The organism is Geodermatophilus sp. CPCC 205761, assembly GCF_051383655.1.
Taxonomy (GTDB): Bacteria; Actinomycetota; Actinomycetes; order Mycobacteriales; family Geodermatophilaceae; genus Geodermatophilus.
The window spans coordinates 25884-45340 of the sequence record NZ_JALPKQ010000021.1 but is presented as its reverse complement, the minus strand read 5'-3'; the positions used below and the strand labels follow the sequence as shown (position 1 = coordinate 45340).

Below are 19457 nucleotides of genomic sequence, written 5' to 3'. Positions count from 1 at the left end.
GGTCGCAGGTCAGGCCTCCTCCAGCGCGGCGAGGGCGGCCACCGCCCGGTCGCGGGCGGCCGCGGCGTCGGTGGCCTGCCGCTCGGCGGTCCGGCGGTGCCGCTCGGCGCGCTTGAGCTCCTCGGCGGTCTCCGCGGCCTCCCGCTCGGCCCGGCCCAGCTCGTCGGCGAGCTCGGCGACCCGCGCCTGCAGGTCCGCCCGCCTGGCGTCGAGGTCGTCGACCCGTCGGCTCTCCTCCTCGGCGGCGGCCCGCGCCTCGTCGGCGACGGTCGTCGCCTCTTCGGCCGCGCGGCGCGCCTCCTCCAGCTCCCGCCGGCGCCGCTCCTCCTCGGCCCGGCGTGCCTCCTCCTCGCGCCGGCGGGCCTCCTCCTCACGCCGGCGCCGAAGCTCGGCGGCGTCCGCGCCGCGCGGGCGGGCCCCTCTCTCCGGCTTCGCGGCCGGGGACGTCCGGTCCGCCCGGGGCGGGGCCACGAGCCGCAACGCCGGCCGGGTGCCGGTCGTGCCCAGTCCGCTGTAGGACATCGACGAGACCAGGCGCCCGGTCAGCAGCGCCTCGCCCGCCTCCGGGTCGGCCATCGCCGCGCGCAGCGTGTCCTCGACCTGCGCCTCCACCGGGCTGCTGACGCGGTGACCCTGCTCTCGGGCGAGGGCGGCCGCCTGACGGCTCAGCGCGGTCAGCAGCTGGGAGCGCTGCCGGTTGAGCGCCTTGAGGGAGTCCCCGGCGAGGTTCTCCTGCGCCTCGCGGAGCAGGCTCCCCAGCTCGACCAGGCCCTCGATCTCCGCGCGGTGCCCCCGCACCAGCAGGTTGCACACCCAGGCCGCGGTCGACGGCTTGGGCAGCGTGCCGATCTCCTTGGCCAGGGCGCGGTCGCCCGCGGCACGGGCGTCGCCCTGGCGCTGGGTGCGCAGCGCGGTGAACTCGTCGGGCGGCACCTCGTAGAGCTCGTCGGCGACCTCGTCGAGATCCATCGGCGCCCCTCGCTGTCGTCGAGTCCTGCGAACCCGGGGTGATCGGCTCCCGATCACCCCGAGTTCGTAGCACTCGGGGGCAGGATGACGCCGTGGCCACGACCCGGATCACCCGCCACCTGCGTGCTCCGCGCGCGAGCGTCTACGCCGCGCTCCTCGACCCGGAGGCGGTCGCCCGGTGGCGGGTGCCCGAGGGGATGACCTCCCGGGTCCACGAGTGGAACGCCGAGGAGGGCGGCACCCTCCGCGTCTCCCTCACGTACGACGCGCCCGACCGGGCCGGCAAGACCACCGCGCACACCGACACCTACCGCGGCCGGTTCGTCAGCCTGGTGGCCGACGAGCGGGTGGTCGAGGTCGACCGGTTCGAGGCCGACGACCCCGCCCTCGGCGGCCCGATGACGATCACCATCACCCTGGCCGACGCCGACGGCGGCACCGACCTGACGGCCGTCCACGAGGGGGTGCCCGACGTCGTCCCGCCCGCGGACAACGAGACCGGCTGGCGGCAGTCGCTGGCCCGGCTGGCCGCCCTGGTGGAGACCGGTCCGAGCCAGGGGCGTCAGCCGTCGCGGACGGGGTAGTGGCCGCCTGGTCCCGAGACGAGGAGGTCCCCATGACGACGAAGGTCGAGCGCGCCATCCAGGTCGACGTCCCACTCCGCACGGCGTACGGCCAGTGGACGCAGTTCGAGGACTTCCCGCACTTCATGGGCGGGGTGCGCGAGGTGCGGCAGCTCGACGACCGACGGCTGCACTGGGTGGCGGAGATCGCCGGCGTCCGCCGGGAGTGGGAGGCCGCCATCCTCGAGCAGGTGCCCGACACGCGGATCGCGTGGGCGGCCACGAGCGGGGCGACCAACGCCGGCGCCGTGCGGTTCGAGGCGGCCGGGCCGAACTCGACGGTCGTCCACCTCACGCTGGAGTACGAGCCCGAGGGCGTCGTCGAGCGGGTCGGGGACGCCCTGGGCATCGTCGAGCGGCAGGTCCGCTCCGACCTCGAACGGTTCAAGGCACTGGTCGAGGACGAGGGCTACCCCACCGGCGTCTGGCGGGGCTCGATCAACGCGGGCGCCGGCGTCGGCACCCCCGGCGTCGAGGACGCCCGGGCCACGCGCGGGGACAGCGGCAAGGCGGGCGTGTCGGGCACGGCGGTGGCGGCGGGAGCGGCGGCGGTAGTCGCCGGGGCCGCGGCCGTGGGTGCCGCGGTGGCCGCCGGGCGCACCGGCCAGGACGAGGACAAGCCCGGGCCGGTCGCCGTTCCGGCCTCGGAGCGGGCGGAGGCCAGGGCGCCGGAGCCGGCCCCGGTCCCGTCCCCGGAGTCGACGGCGGGGGCGGGTGTGCCCTCCGAGGTGCTGGACGACGGCCCGGAGCCGGTGGCACAGCGGACCCTCGACCCCACGGTCGGCCGCGACGAGGAGAGCACCGCGCGCTGACCGGTCACCCGAGCGCGCGCAGCCGCTCGGCCCGCGCGGCGCGCAGCAGGTCGGCGAGGCGCGGGTCCTCGAGCGTCTCGACGCCGTGGACCCGCAGCTTGCGGAAGGACCGTCCGGTGCCGTCGAGCAGGCCGCCGTGGTCGAGGGCGGCGCCGTGGTTGAAGCCCAGGTTGAGGACCTGCCCGTAGACCGCCAGGTAGGCGTAGTGCTCGGTCGTCTTCCTGGGTCCCACGCCGTACCCGACCGTCTTCTGGTGCGGCCAGACGACGCGGACGACGTCCGGGTCGGTGCGGCGGACCAGCGCGTCGGCGGCGCGGACCAGCTCGGCCACCGACGCGGGAACGGCGGCGACGAGGTCGTCGAGATCGTCCGGCACGGGAGGTACCCCCTAGGGTCGGGACGTCGGTGTCCACTCGCGGTTGGGAGATGACCGTGCTCCGCCTGCTGGGACTGCTGTTGGTCATCTGGTTGGTCGTCACCATCATCGGCGCCGTGGTGGAGGGGCTGTTCTGGCTCGCCGTCGTCGGCGGCCTGTTCTTCCTCGTCACCGTGGTGCTCGGCTGGGGGAAGCGCGGCACGCGGGTCTGAGCGGGATCGGCACGTTTGCCGATTTCTTGCCCTTCCCTGGGCCACCGTTGGCGGCGGGCGGCCTAGCGTCGACCCCGGCTGGTGGTGAGCTCGGGAACGAGGACGACGATGGACCTTCGCCTGGCGGTTGGCGGCCTGCTGACCCGCAACGCCGTGCTCAGCACGCTGCTGCTGAACTACGCCGACCGCATCGTCCAGGCGTCCCCCGGTCCCGGCGCGGCGTCCGCCCCCTGCTTCATCGTGCCGAGCTGGAGCGCCGACCAGTGCGCGCGCCCCGGGTGCCAGCTGCTCACGGTCGAGGCGCACACGTGCCGCACCGATCCCCGGCGTCGCGAGAACCTCGACGCCGTCCTCTGGCTGCTGCAGGAGGTCCTCACCGGGGACGAGGCCGTCGCCTCGATCACGGCTCGGCTCCTCGGCACGTCGGACGACCTCGTCCCCGGCGACCGTGACACCGTCGTCCGGGTAGGCACCTGGGAGATCGCTCCCGCGTCGTCCGCTACGGCGCGAAGCCACTCTCTGGCGCCGGCAGCTCGAGCCGGAAGCCGTGCCCGCGCACGGTGACGATCCGCGGGACGCGGTCGCCGGAGACAGCGCACTCCTGGATCTTGCGGCGCAGCGCGGCGACGTGGACGTCGAGGGTCTTGGTCGAGCCGAACCAGTGCTCGTCCCACACGTCGGACATCAGCTGCTCCCGGCTGTGCGCCACGTCGGGTTGCGCGGCCAGGCGGGCGAGGAGGTCGAACTCCTTCGGCCGCAGCGGGAGCTCCCGGCGTCCGACCATGACCCGGTGGCGGGGCACGTCGACGACGAGGTCCCCCAGGGTGCGGACGGCCGGTGCGGCCGGGATCGCTCCCCCGCGGCGCAGGTGCGCACGGACCCGGGCGAGGAACTCGGCGAGACGGACCGGCTTGACCAGGTAGTCGTCGGCACCGGCCTCCAGCCCGACGACGACGTCCATCTCCGCCGAGCGCGCGGTCAGCATGACCAGCACGCACCCGGGCTGGATCCGCCTGAGCTGCCGGCACACCTCCACGCCGTCGAGGTCGGGCAGTCCCAGGTCGAGGAGCACGAGGTCGACGTCGCCCGTGCCCGCGCGGGCCAGCCCCTCGGTGCCGGTTCGCGCCCAGGCGACCTCGTACGCGTGGCTGCGCAGGCTGGCCGTGAGGACCTCACCGATCGTCGGGTCGTCCTCGACGAGGAGGATCCGGCCGGCCATGGCGCCATGGTGGCAGCCCCGGCCGCGCCGGTGTGCCGCGTCGCGCCGCGGACTCGCACGGCACCCGAACGCGGTGACAGCGCCGCGCCGGCGCGCGACCCTGACGCCGACGGCGGACTGCGGACGGAGGCGACGCTCGTGCGCACTCGGATCATCGGCGTGGCCGTCCTGGCCTCCGCCCTCGCGCTCTGCCTGTTCGGCGTGCCGCTGGCGGTGGCGGTCCTCCAGTACGCCATGCAGCACGAACGGGCCCACCTGGTGCAGGTCGCCAGCGACATCGCCATCGCCGTGTCCGAGGACGTGGACGACCACGACCCCGTCGAGCGCGAGGACCTGGAGGACGGCGAGGGCGACATCGAGGTGGCGGTGTACGACGTCCGAGGTCGGCGGCTGGCCGGCTCCGCGCCCGGCGCGGGCTCGGGCGTCCTGGACCTCGCCCTGGACGGGGAGGTGGAGGCCGGTGCCGACGGCGACGTCCTTGTCGCCGCCGTCCCCGTGACGCACTCCGACGACGTCATCGGCGCGGTCCTGGTCGCCACCCCGCGCAGCGTCGCGCTGGGGCAGGTGGTCCTCGTCTGGACCGGCATGGCCGGGCTGGCGGCCGTGGCCGTGACCATCGCGTGGCTGGTCGGGCGGCGACAGGCCAGCCGGCTGGCGCAGCCGCTGGAGGACCTGGAGGTCAGCGCGCGCCGGCTCGGCGACGGCGACTTCAGCGTCCGCAGCCGCACGGGCGGCATCGCGGAGATCGACTCGGTGGGGACCGCCCTCGACGCCACGGCCGCCCGCCTCGACGACCTGCTCGCCCGCGAGCGTGCGTTCTCCGCCGACGCCTCCCACCAGCTGCGCACCCCGCTGGCGGGCCTGCGGCTGCGCCTCGAGGCGGCGCTGGAACAGCCCGAGCAGGACCCCCGGCCGGCCATCGCCGCCTGCCTCGCCGACGCCGACCGCCTCGAGGCGATCATCGAGGAGCTGCTCACCCTGGCCCGCGCCGGGCAGGCCGGAGCGGTCGGCCCGGTCGACCTCGGCGCGCTGCTCGGTGAGCTCTCGCCGGAGTGGGGTGCGCGCCTCGCCCTGCACGGCCGCGACCTGGAGGTGCGCGTCGACCCCGACGTCCCGGCCCCGTGGGCGTCCACCGCCGCCGTCCGCCAGGTGCTCGCGGTGCTCCTGGACAACGCGGCCACCCACGGGCGCGGGAGCGTCGTCGTCGCCGTCCGCGAAGCCGCCGGTGCGGTGGCGGTCGACGTCTCCGACGAGGGCCCAGGCGTGCCGGGGAGCGGCAGCACCCTGTTCGACCGGCGGGTCGACCGGCGCGACGGTCACGGCATCGGCCTCGCCCTCGCCCGCCGGCTCGCGGAGGCCGAACGCGGCCGGCTGGTGCTGACCCGCCCGTCGCCGCCGGTCTTCACGCTCCTGCTCCCGGTGGGGGCGGTGGACGACCCCCAGCAGGCCAGCGCCGTCCCCGTCTCGACGAGCGAGGGCATCATCGCCTGACCCGGGCCGGGCGGTGGGACAGTGGCCGGGTGGCCGGCTGCTGCGACCCGCGCGGGTGCGACGGGGTGTTCGACGCGCGGTTCGCCCGGCGGCGCGCCGCGCGGTACCGGCGGCGGGGGCCGGACGCGACCGCCCGCCGGATCGTCGAGCTGCTCGCCGCCGGCGGCCTGGACGGCGCGACGGTGCTCGAGATCGGTGGCGGGGTCGGCGAGATCTCCCTCGAGCTGCTGGGCCGGGGCGCGACGTCGGCGACCGTCGTCGAGCTCTCCCCCGCCTACGAGCAGCAGGCGGCCGCGCTGGTCGCCGAGGCCGGACTGAGCGGCCGGGTGCACCGCCGCCTGGTCGACATCGCCGAAGACCCGACCGCGGTGGCCCCCGCTGACGTCGTGGTGCTGCACCGGGTGGTCTGCTGCTACCCCGACCACCCGAAGCTGCTCGGTGCCGCGGCCGGCCGCACGCGGGCCCGGCTGGCCTTCAGCTTCCCGCCGCGCAACGCCGTGTCCCGGGCCGTGGTGGCCACGCAGAACCGGCTGCTGCGGGCCGGCGGGCGGGAGTTCCGCACGTTCGCGCACCCACCCGAGGCGATGCTGGACGTGCTGGCCGGGCGCGGCCTGGCGCCGGTCCTCGCCCATCGGGGGGCGGTGTGGCAGGTGGCCACGGCCACCCGCTGACCCCGGTGAACGCCCGCTCGAGCGGCGCCTCGACGACGATCTGCTTCTGGACGGCGGCGGAGGCTGCCTGCGTCACGACCTCTCCTGCCCTCTCGCGTCGACGGCGTCCTGGTAACCGGGCAGCGCCCGGCTCCAGTACATCGCGGCCGCCGGGTGGGTGTGGCCGCCGACCCCACCGGTGGGGGGATGGACGCCCGCCGACTCCCTTGCCACGGTGTGTACGCGCGCCGTCACCGCTCGACACCGGGTGGGCGGCGTCGACCGTCCGATCGGAGGGGGATGACGTGAGCTGGTGGGTGTGGCCTCTGCTGGCCTGGATGCCGCTGACCGCCGGCCTCGCGATCGCCTACCGGCCCCGCGCGGTGCCGCCGTCGACCCGCCGGGCGGCGCCGGTGGCTGCTCGGCCAGGCAGGGTCATGGGGGCCCCGGCCAGCTGCAGGGAGACCCCGCGTGCGGTCGCGACGACCGCCGGCACGTACGCGGGCCCCGACGTCTCCTCCGTCGGCAGGACGACCGCCAGGGCCGCGACCACCTGGCCGCCGCGGCCGACGACGGGGGCGGCGACCGCGAGTGCGGGCAGCGGCATCGTGCTGGCGGCGACCGCGACGCCCGTGCGGCGGATGCCGGCGAGGACCCGGCGCAGCACCTCCGCGAGGTGATCGTCCGGTCGGTGTAGCGCTCCAGCGGACCCGGCCAGGACGGCGTCCTGCTCCTCGCGGGGGGCGAACGCCAGCAGCACCTGGCCCACGCCGCTCGCGTGCAGCGGCAGCCGCCCACCGATCCGGCTCGCCGTCGGCACCGCCACGCGGGTGGCGAAGTGCTCGACGACCAGGGCGGCGCCGCTGTCGAGGACCGCCAGTTGGACGTTCTGCTGCGTCGCCTCGTAGAGGTCCTCGAGGAAGGGGCGCGCGGTGTCGCGCAGCCCGCTCGCCCGGGGTGCCGAGGCCGCCACCTCCCACAGTCGCAGCCCCGCCCGGTACCGGCCGTCGGGCTGACGCTCGAGCCCACCCCAGGCGGCCAGGGTCTGCACCAGCCGGTGCGCGGTGGACAGCGGCATCCCGGTCCGCCGGCTCACCTCGGTGGCCGACAGGCCGGCCGGTGCCGCGCCGATGGCGTCGAGCACCGCGCACACCTTCGGGGCGACGCTGCGGGAGCCCTCCTGCGGCATCGTCAGCGCGCTGCTGCTCCGCGGCGTGGCGGCGCTGGTGTCGGCGTTCGCGTCGAGCACCGGCGTGATCGGCGCGATCGTGCCGCTGGCCATCCCGCTGATGGCGCTGGGCCACCTGTCCCCGACCGGGCTGCTCATCGCCATCGCGCTCTCGGCGACCGTGGTGGACGCCAGCCCGTTCTCCTCGGTCGGCGCCCTGGTCGTGGCCAGTGCCCCCGAGGAGCAGCAGCGCTCGGTCTCCCGCACGCTGCTGGTGTTCGGCTGGACGATGATCGTCGTCGCACCGCTGGCCTCGGTCCTGTTCTTCGTCCTACCCGGCCAGCTGGGCTGACCGCCCGCCAGAACTGGAGCACCCGATGACCGCACCCCTGTTCACGATGGCCTGCCAGGCCTACGACCGCATGCAGCCCCTGCGCGACGGCACCGTCCGCCTCGGCGGCGCGCAGCTGAACTTCCTCGACCTGCCGGTGGAGGAGACCTTCTTCCGCATGCTGAAGTTCGGCGAGTTCGACATCGCCGAGCTGTCCCTGTCCAGCTACGTCATGACCCTGGGCCGCGGGGCGCCGTTCGTCGCCGTCCCGGTCTTCCCCTCGCGAGCGTTCCGGCACAGCGGGATCTACGTCCGCAGCGACTCGGCGATCAAGGACCCCTCCGAGCTGGCCGGGAAGACCGTCGGCGTTCCGGAGTACCAGATCACCGCCTCGGTGTGGATCCGCGGCATCCTCGCCGAGCACCACGGCCTCGACGTCGCCTCGGTGCGCTACCGCACCGGCGGGCTGGACGAGCCCGGCCGGGAGGAGAAGGTCACGCTCGACCTGCCGCCCGGCGTGCAGGTCGAGCCGATCGGGGCGGGCGCGACCCTGTCGCAGCTGCTGCTCGACGGGAAGCTGGACGCCGTCTACAGCGCCCGCAACCCCGGCCCGTACAACACCCCGGGCGGCGGCGGCATCCGGCGGGTGTTCACCGATCCGGCCGGCGTCGAGCGGGAGTACCACGCCCGCACCGGCATCTTCCCGATCATGCACACGCTGGTCATCCGCCGGGAGGTCTACGAGCAGCACCGGTGGCTGGCCCAGGAGCTGGTCAAGGCCTGCGCCGCTGCCAAGACCGCCGGGCTGGCGGGCATCGGCGAGACGGCCGCGCTCCGCTACGCGCTGCCGTGGCTGTGGGCCGAGGTCGAGCGCACCCGCGATGCGCTGGGCGAGGACTGGTGGCCCTACGGGCTGGCGGCCAACCGGACGACGCTGGAGACGTTCCTGCGCTACCACCACGAGCAGGGGCTCTCGCCGCGCCGCTACGAGCCCGAGGAGCTGTTCGCGCCGGAGTCGCTGGCCGCCGTCGTCGTCTGACGCGCACGGACGCCGGCCGGCGGCTCCAGCGGCTCGGCCGGCCGTCCCGCTCGGACGCGGTGGCGGGACCCGGTTGGGGCGGCTGAGGTGGATCCAAGGAGGGGGACTGTCCCGGAGCCGGGGCAGTCCCCCGCGGTACCGCCGGGCGACACAGGCGGCTGTGCTTCGCCACCCGACGCAGCGGGCCGGATACCGCGGCCCCGTGAACGCCGGACGCGGCGCGACGGTGAGGGGAGACTGCCACCCGTCTGTTCCTCGGGGCCACGGCACACCGCCCCGGCCGCGCGAGGCGGCCGGGGCGGGTGGAGCGTCGGCGCCCGAGGAGCACCACGCCGGGGCGGCTACCAGGTACGCGGTGTCACCGCAAGCAATGGTGACCCGGTGGCCGGCCCGCCGGGACATCAGTCGAGGATCTCGCTGACATCCCGGCGGGCGGCGCCTGTCTGTCAGCTGCAGCCGCTGGTCGAGCCGCAGCCCTCGCAGACGTAGCAGCTGCCGGCCGGACGCATCTTCGTGCCGCAGGTCATGCAGAGCGGCGCGTCGGTCGCCGTGCCGGTGACCAGCTCGAGGAGCTCGGCCGAGGAGTGCGCCTCCTTGAGCGGCTTCTCGGCCTTGACCGCCGGCTTGGTCGGGGCCTCCGTCGGCGCCGAGCCGCGCAGCGCCTCGAGGTCGACCTCCTCCTCCTCGGCCACCGTGGCGGTCGACGCGGAGGTGCCGTAGCCGGAGACCTGCGCGGCGCGCTCCTCGGCGCTGAAGATGCCGAGGTTGGCGCGCTTGTCCACCGACAGGTGGTCCAGCGCGAGGCGACGGAAGATGTAGTCCATCACCGACTGGGCGATCCGGATGTCCGGGTCGTCGGTCATGCCGGCCGGCTCGAAGCGCATGTTGGTGAACTTCTGGATGTAGGTCTCCAGCGGCACACCGTGCTGCAGCGCGATCGACAGCGAGATGGAGAAGGCGTCCATGACACCGGCGAGGGTCGAGCCCTGCTTGCCCAGCTTGAGGAACACCTCACCCAGGCTGCCGTCCTCGTACATGCCCGCGGTCATGTAGCCCTCGGCACCGGCAACGCTGAACGACGTCGTCACGCTGGTCCGCTTCTTCGGCAGCCGCTTGCGCACCGGGTGCGAGAGCGCGGCCGGAGCCGCGGCCTCGACGGGCGCCTCGGTCTTGGTGCCGTCGTTCTTGCCCTTGCCGTCGGAGAGCGGCTGCCCGACCTTGCAGTTGTCGCGGTAGATCGCCAGCGCCTTGAGGCCGAGCTTCCAGCCCTCGAAGTAGATCTTCTCGACCTCTTCGACGGTCGCCGACTCCGGCATGTTGACCGTCTTGCTGATGGCGCCGGAGATGAACGGCTGCACCGCGGCCATCATGCGGACGTGGCCCATGGGGGAGATGGCCCGCTCACCCATGGCGCAGTCGAACACCTCGTAGTGCTCGGGACGCAGGGTGGGCGCGTTGACCACGTGGCCGTGCTCGGCGATGTACTCGACGATCGCCTCGACCTGCTCCTCCTGGTATCCCAGGCTCTTGAGCGCGCGCGGCACCGTCTGGTTGACGATCTGCATGGAGCCGCCGCCGACCAGCTTCTTGAACTTGACCAGCGAGAAGTCCGGCTCGATGCCGGTCGTGTCGCAGTCCATCATGAAGCCGATGGTGCCGGTGGGGGCCAACACGGAGGCCTGCGCGTTGCGCCAGCCGAAGTCCCCACCGATCTCCAGGCACTCCTGCCACTGCGCGGTGGCGGCCCGCAGCACGTCGGCGTCGTCGGCGCCGACCGGGCGGATCGCGTCGTTGGCCGCGGCGTGCTTGCGCATGACGCGGGCGTGCGCGTCGGCGTTGCGGGCGTAGCCCTCGTAGGCGCCGACGATGCCGGCCAACTCGGCCGAGCGACGGTAGGCCGTACCGGTCATCAGCGAGGTGATGGCCGCCGCCAGGGTCTGGCCTCCGCGCGAGTCGTAGGCGTGACCGGTGGCCATGAGCAGCGCGCCGAGGTTGGCGTACCCGATGCCCAGCTGCCGGTAGGCGCGGGTGGTCTCCGCGATCGGCTCGGTCGGGAAGTCGGCGAAGCAGATGGAGATGTCCATCGCCGTGATCACCAGCTCGACGGCCTTCACGAAGCTCTTGGAGTCGAAGGTGCCGTCGTCCTTCAGGAACTTCATGAGGTTCAGCGACGCCAGGTTGCACGAGCTGTTGTCCAGGCTCATGTACTCCGAGCACGGGTTGGACGCGTTGATGCGGCCGGTCTCGGGGTTGGTGTGCCAGTCGTTGATCGTGTCGTCGTACTGGATGCCCGGGTCGGCGCACTCCCACGCGGCACGGGTGACCTTGCGGAACAGCGTCTTGGCGTCGACGGTCTCGATGACGGCGCCGTCCAGGCGCGCGCGGAGACCGAAGTCGGTGCCGTCCTCGACGGCGCGCATGAACTCGTCCGAGACGCGGACCGAGTTGTTCGCGTTCTGGTACTGGACGCTGGTGATGTCCTTGCCGCCGAGGTCCATGTCGTACCCGGCGTCGCGCAGCGCGCGGATCTTGTCCTCCTCGCGCGCCTTGGTCTCGATGAACTCCTCGATGTCGGGGTGGTCGATGTCGAGGACGACCATCTTGGCCGCGCGGCGGGTGGCACCACCGGACTTGATGGTGCCGGCCGAGGCGTCGGCGCCGCGCATGAAGCTGACCGGGCCGGAGGCGGTGCCGCCGGAGGAGAGCAGCTCCTTGGACGAGCGGATGCGGGAGAGGTTGAGGCCGGCACCGGAGCCGCCCTTGAAGATGAGCCCCTCCTCGCGGTACCAGTTCAGGATCGAGTCCATCTCGTCGTCGACGGCGAGGATGAAGCAGGCACTGACCTGCTGCGGGGCGCTGGTGCCGACGTTGAACCACACGGGGCTGTTGAAGCTGAAGTACTGGTGCAGCAGCATCCAGGTCAGCTCGTGCTCGAAGATCTCCGCGTCGCCCTCGGTGGCGAAGTACCCGTGCTCCCGGCCCGCCTGGCCGTAGGTGAGCACCACGCGGTCGATGAGCTGACGGAGGCTGCTCTCCCGTTGCGGGGTGCCGACGGCACCGCGGAAGTACTTCGTCGTGACGATGTTGGTGGCGTTGATGCTCCACTCGGCGGGGAACTCCACACCGCGCTGCTCGAAGTTGATCGAACCATCCCGCCAGTTCGTCATGACGACGTCACGACGCTCCCAGGTCACCTCGTCGTACGGGTGCACCCCGGCGGTGGTGAAGACCCGCTTGATCTTCAGGCCCTTCCCCCGGGTCGGCGCCTTGGCGGCGCGACGCGTGCGGCCCGACAGGCGGTCCTCGGTCTCGGTCACGGAGCTCTCCCTCATCTGGTGGTCCGGCGGCTGGGGAAGAGCCGCAGTCCGGTGCTGCTGATTGGTGTGTAGCGGGTGGTGCTGACAGTTCTCACGTTCCGGCGACGCTGCCGTCGGAGGCGGCCTGGGTCCGCCCCCCACCCCGCCGGCGCACGACCGGCGGGTCGTTCTGCATCCCAGGGAGCGGCAGGGTCCCGGCGGCGATGTGCCGGGCCCGCAGCTCGGTGATCTCCTTCTCGAAGTCCTCGAGCGAGGTGAACGCGCGGTAGACGCTGGCGAAGCGGAGGTAGGCCACCTCGTCCAGCTCACGCAGCGGTCGCAGGATGGCCAGCCCGACCTCGTGGCTGGGCACCTCGGCCGCGCCGGTGGCCCGGATCGCGTCCTCGACCTGCTGGGCCAGCTTCTGCAGCTGGTCCTCGTCGACCGGCCGGCCCTGGCAGGCCCGCCGCACGCCGGCGACGACCTTCGTGCGGTTGAACGGCTCGCTGACGCCGCTGCGCTTCACCACGGCGAGGACGGCCTCCTCGACGGTGGTGAACCGCCGCCCGCACGCGGGGCACGAGCGCCGACGGCGGGTCGTGGCCCCCTCGTCTGCCTCGCGCGAGTCGATGACGCGGCTGTCGGGGTTGTGGCAGAAGGGGCAGCGCACGGCGTCTCCCCTCCCCTCGTGGAGTGTGCGGCGGCGTCCGCCCGGCCAGCGGTCACGGCCGGTGGTCGACCGGACCCCTGGAGGCCGGTCTGTGGACCCTCCTGGGGACATCCGGTGGACGTTCCGGGGAGAATCTGGGGACCGGCCTGTGGACGGGCTTACAGCGGTGCAACTACTAGATGTAGGGGAACCCTAGGGCGGCCTCTACTAGATGTGCAAGCCGGGACACGCCGCCACTGTTCCGTCGAGACACTGCCGTGACCAACTGCGCGCAGCTCCCACCCGTCACGGCGACACGCGGCCGGAGGGTCGCGAAGGGCGACTCGGGGGTGTAGTGCGTGTCCGCCGCGCAGCGCGGGCGGCGCCTCCGGGGCGCCGCCCCAGGGGGTCCGTCGTGTTCGTCGACCTCAGGCCGCGGTGTGCGATCAGGGGCGAGCGGCGCCCGGCCGCGGGAGCCGGGGACGGGACACCCGGTCGGTCAACCGCATCGGCCGGGTCAGGCAGTCGGCGTCCGGCCGCGGCCGGGGCGCGACGGCGGCCGGAGAGGCGACGTCGTCGTCGGCGGCGCGGTGACGACCGGCCGGCGACGGCGCCCGGTGGCGGCCGGCGAGCAGGCCGCCCCGGATCGCGGGGAACTCGGCCGTGACGTCACCGCCGTGACGCCGACGGGGGGCGCCGGGCTCCACCGCGGGGAACTCGGGCGAGGTCAGCACGTCGGCCACGAGTTGCCTGCGGGCCGCTGCTGCGTCGACGGTGACCATGGGCGTCGCTCCGAGCGGCAGCCTCAGCAGAGTCGTCGCCGGAGCGGGGTCCGCAGTTGCCGGCTCGGCACCGGCAGCCCCGGGCAGCTCCGGCTCGGGCAGCCGCAGGTCACCCAGGTCGACCCAGCTCGCGCGCTCACGGCCGGCCACGACCGCACGCACCGACACCTCGCAGGCGCCACGCTGGTCGTGTCGCCACCCCAGGATCGCGCCGGGCCACCACGCGCCGTCCGAGTACACCTCGACATCCGGGGAGTGCTGGGTGAAGGCGGCCGAGCGCGGCTCCGAGGTGACTGACACCCGTCGACCGTAAGTCGCCGGACCGCCACTCACGGTTAGCAACTCGGTACGGACAGTTGACGAACATGGGAACCCGGCCTTGTGGCCAGTCGCCGGGTCGACGTGTCGCCGTGTCGACGACTCAGGGAAGCCGCAGCGCCTGACCGGGGACGACGACGGCGCGGTCGAGGTCGTTGAGCGCCTCGATCGCGTCGACGACGGCGCGGACGTCCTGCTCCGGCCCGGCGACCTCCGCCGCGATCGACCACACGGTGTCCCCCGCCTGGACGACGACCGTGCTCTCACCCACCAGCTGGAGGTCGCCGGGACCGCCGGTCACCAGCGGCCCCAGCCAGGAGCCCAGGGCCACCCCCACGCCGAGCGCCAGGACCGCGGACAGCCGGCGCGCTCGCCGGGTCAGCCGCAGCCCCGACGTGGCCCGGCGCCCCGGCCGGCCACACCCGCCGCGCACGGTGCGGTCCACGGCCGCCCCGGCCGTCACGGGCCGCGCGGGCCCTGCTCCCGACCGCGCGCCCGGCACACCCGGACGCGCACCGCGCGCCGCCCCCGGACGGGCCGGACCGGTCGGCACGGGCGGTCGGGCGGCGCCGACGCGCGCCTCACCCGACCGTGTCACCGCAGGACGCGGAGCGTGCTCGCGGGGTGGCCCGTCCGCCGCCGGGACCACCCGGAGACGGGGCCGCCAGGGCACCTGGACCGCGTCGTCGAACTCCAACACCGCCTGCTGCACCTGTGCCACGACCACTCCTCCCGAGGGAACTGCCGGACCATCGAACGCTTGTTCGATTCGAACGTCTGTGCGATGTCTACCGGATGGGTCCGACGAAAGCCACAGCGCTCCACCCGCACTTCGAACATGTGTTTGATCCAGCGCGTCCGGCGCGCTACGGTCCATCCCGACGGACGAGACGCGCTGCGCACAGCAGCCGGCGAGGAGGCGACGGTGGCGGAGAAGAGCGGGACGTCAGGGAATCGCCGGGGGGCGGCTGGCGCGCCGGCGACCACCGAGACGGCATCCGTGCGCACCTTCCCCGACCGGGGCGAGGCCGGGGACGGACTCACCCAGCGTCAGCGACGGGTGCTCGAGGTCATCCGCGACTCCATCGAGCGGCGTGGCTACCCCCCGTCGGTGCGCGAGATCGGCGAGGCGGTCGGGCTGTCCTCCGCCTCCTCGGTGGCGCACCAGCTGACGGTGCTGCAGAAGAAGGGCTGGTTGCGCCGCGACCCGAACCGGCCCCGGGCGCTCGACGTCCGGCTGCCCGGTGACACCGCGAGCGAGACGGTGCAGCCGGCCCCCCTCCCGGCCGTCGCCGGCGAGCAGGTCCCGGCCCCCACGTACGTGCCGCTGGTCGGCCGGATCGCCGCCGGTGGTCCCGTGCTGGCCGAGCAGGCCGTGGAGGACGTCTTCCCGCTGCCCCGCGAGCTGGTCGGCGAGGGCACCCTGTTCATGCTCAAGGTCGCCGGCGACTCGATGGTGGAGGCGGCGATCTGCGACGGCGACTGGGTGGTCGTGCGCCAGCAGCCCAACGCCGAGAACGGCGAGATCGTCGCCGCGATGCTCGACGGCGAGGCGACGGTGAAGACCTACAAGCGGCGGGACGGCCATGTGTGGCTGATGCCGCACAACCCGGCGTACGAGCCCATCCCGGGCGACGAGGCGACGATCCTGGGCCGGGTCGTCACGGTGCTGCGCCGGGTCTGACGCGGCGCCGGCGCGCCCGTGCCGCCGCCGGAGGCACGGGCGAGGACCGCCGGCCTCGTCGGGCACCGGCGGCACGGGCGAGGACCGCCGCCCGTGCAGGTCACCGGCGGGACGAGGGAGGCCCGCAGCCGCGGGTCAGTCGCGGCGGCGCAGCCTCCCGCCGATCCAGACCACTGCCGCCGCGATCACGGCGGCGACCACCCCGGCGGCGATCGGCGACACGCCTCCGCCGACGAGTCCCTCCGAAGCGGCTGCCTCGTCGCCGGCCGGTGCCGGGCTGGGGGGCTCGGCCAACGGCACGACGGTGATGTCGCTCGGCAGGCCCTCGCTGGCCACCACCACGCCGCTGCCGTCGGCCGTGAAGCTGATCGCCTCCCCCTGCGGGGACTCGGGCAGTGCGATCCGGGTCGGCTCGGCAGCGAGCGCACCCGCGACGTCGGACCCGGACAGCGGCCAGACGTAGGCGTCGGTGTAGGTCCGCAGGGCCAGGAGGCGCCCGTCCGCCGAGACCGCGCCACCGGTGACCATCAGCTGCCCGGCCCTCCCGACCGGGCCGCCGGGCGTGCCGGTCACGGTGAACTCCACCCCGGCGACCTCGGTCAGCCCGACGACGCCCGACCCGACCAGCGCGGCCACGGGCCGGAACACCTTGCTGGCACCGAGGACCTCCTTGGACACGAGGAAGGGAGTGCCGTCCGGCGCGAGGAGCAGCGCCTCGACGTCCCGGGCTCCGTCGGGAAAGGCGAGCCGGTAGACCGCCGAGCCGCCGTCGGGCCGGAGCGCCAGCAGCGCCACCGTGTCGCGGACTCCGTTGTTGTCACCGGTGTCGGCCAGCCAGACGGTGCCGTCGGCGGCGACGGCGAGGTCCTCGGGGTCGTAGGGATCGATCGGCGCGGACTGCACGGTGAGCACCTGGCAGTTCCCGTCGAGCTCGTAGACGTCGACCTGGTCGCCGCCGTCGTTCATCGCCAGCATGCGGTCCCCGACGACGACCAGCCCCGAGACCTCCGGCAGCCGCGGATCGGTGATCTGGCAGCGGGTCACTGGGCCGGCAGGGGCCTCCGTCGACGCCGACGCGGGCAGGCCGGCACCGAGGACGACTGCCCCCGCCAGCGTGATCGCCGCGACTGGACGTCGCCCTCGGACGCCGCTACGCGGTCGGTCGGCCGGCTCGGGCACGAACCCAGCGTGACAGCACGACTGCATCCAGTGCGTGAACCACGCCCAACAGCAGGATGCCGACGGAGGCGCCGACGACGGCGTCGGTGACCCAGTGGAAGTCGAGGGAGACCATCGCCACGCCGGTCGCCACCGGGCCGACGATGCTCAGCAGCCGGAACGACCGCTGGACCGGGGGGACGAGACGGAACTCCACCGCCTGCCAGCGCGCGACGCCCCACATGAGCACGGCGTTGGCCACGTGCCCGGAGGGATAGGAGGCGCCGTCCCGGTAGAAGAACGACCCGGGGTAGGCCGGGGCGGTGCGGCCGGTCCCGTACTTGAAGCCGTAGACGACGACGGTGAGCAGCGCGAGCGCCACCATCACCCGGAGCAGGGGCACCACGCTGCGGCGTCGCCAGACCAGGTGCCCGACGAGCCCGGCGAGCACGATGAGGATGAACCCGCGACCGCCGAGCTGGGTCACCGCCCAGACCGGCCAGTAGGCGGCCGAGTCCTTGAGGTCCCAGGCGCTGACCGCCTCGGACACCCGCAGGTCCATCCGCTCCAGCGTGCCGCGGCTGAGCAGGTCGACGGTGGTGCCGACCGTGACCAGCAGGGCGACCACGAGCAGCCACCACGACGGACGACCACTGGAGACGACCCGCTCGTGACGGACGGGCACGACGGCGTCGTCCGGCGGCACCTGCTCGCCCGGACGCCGCCGCACCGCGCCGCTGGTCACCGCCTCACGGTACCGGCCGGGGCGTCGGTGCAGCCCCGGCCGGACCGGCCCCGCGGCCGGTACCGGTCAGGCAACCGGCGCGCTGAACTGCTCCAACGCCGCGGCGAGCCCGCCGTCGACACGCGCCGTGAGCCGCGTCCCTTCGGCCTCGTGGGCCTCGTTCAGCACCTCGCCGTCGCGGTGCACCCGGGCGACCAGGTCGCCCCGGTCGTAGGGGACGAGGACGTCGACGTCCACGTCCGGGTGCGGCAGCCGTCCGGCGACGATCTCCTGCAGCCGCTCGATCCCCTCACCGGTGCGGGCCGACACCCACACCGCGCCGGGCAGCGCCCGGCGCAGCGTGAGGACGTCGTCCTCGGTCATGGCGTCGACCTTGTTGACGACGATGAGCTCGGGCACCGCGGCCGCGTCGATCTCCCGGAGGACGATGCGGACGGCGTCGATCTGACCCAGCGGGTCGGGGTCGGAGCCGTCGACCACGTGCAGCAGCAGGTCGGCGGCGGCCACCTCCTCCAGCGTCGACCGGAAGGCGTCGACCAGCTGGTGCGGCAGGTGGCGGACGAAGCCGACGGTGTCGGTGAGCGTGTACTCGCGACCGTCCGGGGACTGCGCGCGGCGCACCGTCGGGTCGAGGGTGGCGAACAGGGCGTTCTCCACCAGCACGCCCGCGCCGGTCAGCCGGTTGAGCAGGCTGGACTTGCCCGCGTTGGTGTACCCGGCGATGGCCACGCTCGGGACGGCGTTGCGCCCGCGACTGGCCCGCTGGGTGGCGCGCGCGGTGGCCATGCCGGCGATCTCCCGGCGCAGCTTGCTGACCCGCGCGCGGATCCGCCGCCGGTCGGTCTCGATCTTGGTCTCACCGGGACCGCGGGTACCGATGCCGCCACCGCCGGCGACGCGGCCACCGGCCTGACGGGACAGCGACTCACCCCAGCCGCGCAGCCGCGGCAGCATGTACTGCATCTGGGCGAGCTCGACCTGCGCCTTGCCCTCCCGGCTGCTCGCGTGCTGGGCGAAGATGTCCAGGATCAGCGCGGTCCGGTCGACCACCTTGACCTTGAGGATCTTCTCCAGCTGGTTGAGCTGGCCCGGCGTGAGCTCGCCGTCGCAGATCACCGTGTCGGCGCCGGTGGCCGCGACGATGTCGCGGATCTCGGCCGCCTTGCCCGATCCCACGTACGTGCCGGCGTCCGGCTTGTCGCGCCGCTGGCTGACCGCCTCGAGCACCTCCGAGCCGGCGGTCTCGGCCAGCGCGGCGAGCTCGGCGAGGGACCGGTCGGCGTCGGCCTGCGTCCCCTCGGTCCACACCCCGACCAGCACCACGCGCTCCAGGCGCAGCTGGCGGTACTCGACCTCGGTGACGTCGGCGAGCTCGGTGGACAGGCCGGCCACGCGACGGAGTGCGCCGCGCGCCTCGAGCTCGTAGGAGCCCGTGGTGTCGTCGGCCTCGTCCCACTGGCCGGCCGGCGCGGGGCGGGTCTCGTCGGGGGCCCGGTCCGCCGCCTCGTCGAACGCGGCGTCGTTCTGTGCTGTCGTCATCGTCTCCAGCGTTGCACGCCCCGCGAGAGGGGGCATCTGAGTTGTCATCGCCCGGTACAACACCGTGGTCCCCCGGGTCCATCCCGGTCAGGCGTGCCCGTGCGACAGCCGGGTAGGGGCGGACGACGACCGATCGCGAGGAGGCCACAGATGAGCGAGTCCGGCAGCAGCAGCCTGGGCGCGAACGAGGAGATCGACGACCCGGGCCGCGACCCGAAGGGGCTCAACCCGCCGCGCAACCCGCTGTCCGGCGGCCTGGGCAGTACGACCGGCGGGCCGGACCAGGACAGCGGCCGCGGCGAGCCCGAGGGCAGTCCGGGGACCGTCGGCGAGTCGATGGTGCCGGAGTCGCCGGAGGAGTCGGCGAACACCACGAACGGCGGCGCGCGGGACTGA

21 protein-coding genes are annotated in these 19457 nt (G+C 74.2%); 10 read left to right on the top strand and 11 right to left on the bottom strand.

The window, feature by feature from the left end; translation table 11 throughout:
* Positions 1-9 precede the first annotated feature (9 nt).
* Positions 10-969 (bottom strand): hypothetical protein, encoded by a 960-nt coding sequence (locus tag MY526_RS14425; protein WP_436691324.1) that lies wholly within the window; start codon positions 967-969, stop codon positions 10-12.
* 92 nt (positions 970-1061) lie between these two features.
* Between MY526_RS14425 and MY526_RS14420 the strand changes: the two genes are divergently transcribed.
* Together MY526_RS14420 and MY526_RS14415 are read left to right on the top strand one after the other, a co-directional pair.
* Positions 1062-1553, top strand: a complete 492-nt coding sequence (locus tag MY526_RS14420; protein WP_436691323.1) for an SRPBCC family protein — start codon at positions 1062-1064, stop codon at positions 1551-1553.
* Between the two features lie 32 nt (positions 1554-1585).
* Positions 1586-2404, top strand: coding sequence for an SRPBCC family protein (locus tag MY526_RS14415; protein ID WP_436704193.1), 819 nt, complete (start codon positions 1586-1588; stop codon positions 2402-2404).
* A 4-nt stretch (positions 2405-2408) separates the two neighbouring features.
* Here the strand turns inward: MY526_RS14415 and MY526_RS14410 are convergent, their stop codons facing one another.
* Positions 2409-2780, bottom strand: coding sequence for a hypothetical protein (locus tag MY526_RS14410; protein WP_436691321.1), 372 nt, complete (start codon positions 2778-2780; stop codon positions 2409-2411).
* A 50-nt stretch (positions 2781-2830) separates the two neighbouring features.
* Here MY526_RS14410 and MY526_RS14405 point away from each other — a divergent pair, with 50 nt between their 5' ends.
* Both MY526_RS14405 and MY526_RS14400 read left to right on the top strand, forming a co-directional pair.
* Entirely contained in the window at positions 2831-2992 is a 162-nt protein-coding gene (locus MY526_RS14405) for a hypothetical protein (protein ID WP_436691320.1), read from the top strand.
* Positions 2993-3100: 108 nt separating this feature from the next.
* On the top strand, positions 3101-3556 hold the full coding sequence (locus MY526_RS14400; protein WP_436691319.1) for a hypothetical protein: 456 nt from the start codon (positions 3101-3103) through the stop codon (positions 3554-3556).
* Here MY526_RS14400 and MY526_RS14395 read toward each other — a convergent pair.
* Positions 3492-4211 (bottom strand): response regulator transcription factor, encoded by a 720-nt coding sequence (locus tag MY526_RS14395; protein WP_436691318.1) that lies wholly within the window; start codon positions 4209-4211, stop codon positions 3492-3494. The two genes, MY526_RS14400 and MY526_RS14395, sit on opposite strands and share 65 nt — an antisense overlap.
* A gap of 138 nt (positions 4212-4349) precedes the next feature.
* Between MY526_RS14395 and MY526_RS14390 the strand changes: the two genes are divergently transcribed.
* A complete protein-coding gene (locus tag MY526_RS14390) occupies positions 4350-5702 on the top strand; it encodes a histidine kinase dimerization/phospho-acceptor domain-containing protein (protein ID WP_436691317.1) in 1353 nt (450 codons plus the stop codon).
* Between the two features lie 65 nt (positions 5703-5767).
* Positions 5768-6373 (top strand): class I SAM-dependent methyltransferase, encoded by a 606-nt coding sequence (locus MY526_RS14385; RefSeq protein WP_436704191.1) that lies wholly within the window; start codon positions 5768-5770, stop codon positions 6371-6373.
* 346 nt (positions 6374-6719) lie between these two features.
* Here MY526_RS14385 and MY526_RS14380 read toward each other — a convergent pair whose 3' ends face one another.
* Positions 6720-7496, bottom strand: a complete 777-nt coding sequence (locus MY526_RS14380; RefSeq protein ID WP_436704189.1) for an IclR family transcriptional regulator — start codon at positions 7494-7496, stop codon at positions 6720-6722.
* On the opposite strand from MY526_RS14380, the gene MY526_RS14375 reads away from it, so the two are divergent.
* Both MY526_RS14375 and MY526_RS14370 read left to right on the top strand, forming a co-directional pair.
* Complete coding sequence (locus tag MY526_RS14375) at positions 7483-7872, top strand: hypothetical protein (protein ID WP_436704187.1); 390 nt, start codon at positions 7483-7485, stop codon at positions 7870-7872. The genes MY526_RS14380 and MY526_RS14375 overlap by 14 nt on opposite strands.
* 25 nt (positions 7873-7897) lie before the next feature.
* Positions 7898-8890, top strand: coding sequence for a hypothetical protein (locus MY526_RS14370; protein WP_436704186.1), 993 nt, complete (start codon positions 7898-7900; stop codon positions 8888-8890).
* 446 nt (positions 8891-9336) lie between these two features.
* On the opposite strand, the gene MY526_RS14365 is transcribed toward MY526_RS14370, so the two are convergent.
* The 4 genes from MY526_RS14365 to MY526_RS14350 all read right to left on the bottom strand — a co-directional run bounded on the left by MY526_RS14365 (position 9337) and on the right by MY526_RS14350 (position 14398).
* A complete protein-coding gene (locus MY526_RS14365) occupies positions 9337-12207 on the bottom strand; it encodes a vitamin B12-dependent ribonucleotide reductase (RefSeq protein WP_436704185.1) in 2871 nt (956 codons plus the stop codon).
* Positions 12208-12298: 91 nt separating this feature from the next.
* Positions 12299-12856 carry a transcriptional regulator NrdR gene (nrdR, locus tag MY526_RS14360; protein ID WP_436691274.1) on the bottom strand — a complete coding sequence of 186 codons (558 nt, stop codon included), beginning with the start codon at positions 12854-12856 and terminating at the stop codon, positions 12299-12301.
* A gap of 425 nt (positions 12857-13281) precedes the next feature.
* Positions 13282-13917: a hypothetical protein gene (locus MY526_RS14355; protein ID WP_436704184.1), complete on the bottom strand. Its 636-nt coding sequence runs from the start codon at positions 13915-13917 to the stop codon at positions 13282-13284.
* Between the two features lie 121 nt (positions 13918-14038).
* Positions 14039-14398, bottom strand: a complete 360-nt coding sequence (locus MY526_RS14350) for a LysM peptidoglycan-binding domain-containing protein (protein ID WP_436704182.1) — start codon at positions 14396-14398, stop codon at positions 14039-14041.
* 537 nt (positions 14399-14935) lie between these two features.
* Between MY526_RS14350 and lexA the strand changes: the two genes are divergently transcribed.
* On the top strand, positions 14936-15619 hold the full coding sequence (gene lexA / locus MY526_RS14345; protein WP_436691271.1) for a transcriptional repressor LexA: 684 nt from the start codon (positions 14936-14938) through the stop codon (positions 15617-15619).
* 135 nt (positions 15620-15754) lie between these two features.
* On the opposite strand, the gene MY526_RS14340 is transcribed toward lexA, so the two are convergent.
* The 3 genes from MY526_RS14340 to hflX all read right to left on the bottom strand — a co-directional run bounded on the left by MY526_RS14340 (position 15755) and on the right by hflX (position 19061).
* Positions 15755-16663 (bottom strand): hypothetical protein, encoded by a 909-nt coding sequence (locus MY526_RS14340; RefSeq protein WP_436704180.1) that lies wholly within the window; start codon positions 16661-16663, stop codon positions 15755-15757.
* Positions 16664-16769: 106 nt separating this feature from the next.
* Positions 16770-17522, bottom strand: a complete 753-nt coding sequence (locus MY526_RS14335) for a phosphatase PAP2 family protein (protein WP_436691269.1) — start codon at positions 17520-17522, stop codon at positions 16770-16772.
* A 66-nt stretch (positions 17523-17588) separates the two neighbouring features.
* A complete protein-coding gene (hflX, locus tag MY526_RS14330) occupies positions 17589-19061 on the bottom strand; it encodes a GTPase HflX (RefSeq protein WP_436691268.1) in 1473 nt (490 codons plus the stop codon).
* A 150-nt stretch (positions 19062-19211) separates the two neighbouring features.
* Here hflX and MY526_RS14325 point away from each other — a divergent pair, with 150 nt between their 5' ends.
* Entirely contained in the window at positions 19212-19457 is a 246-nt protein-coding gene (locus MY526_RS14325) for a hypothetical protein (RefSeq protein ID WP_436691267.1), read from the top strand.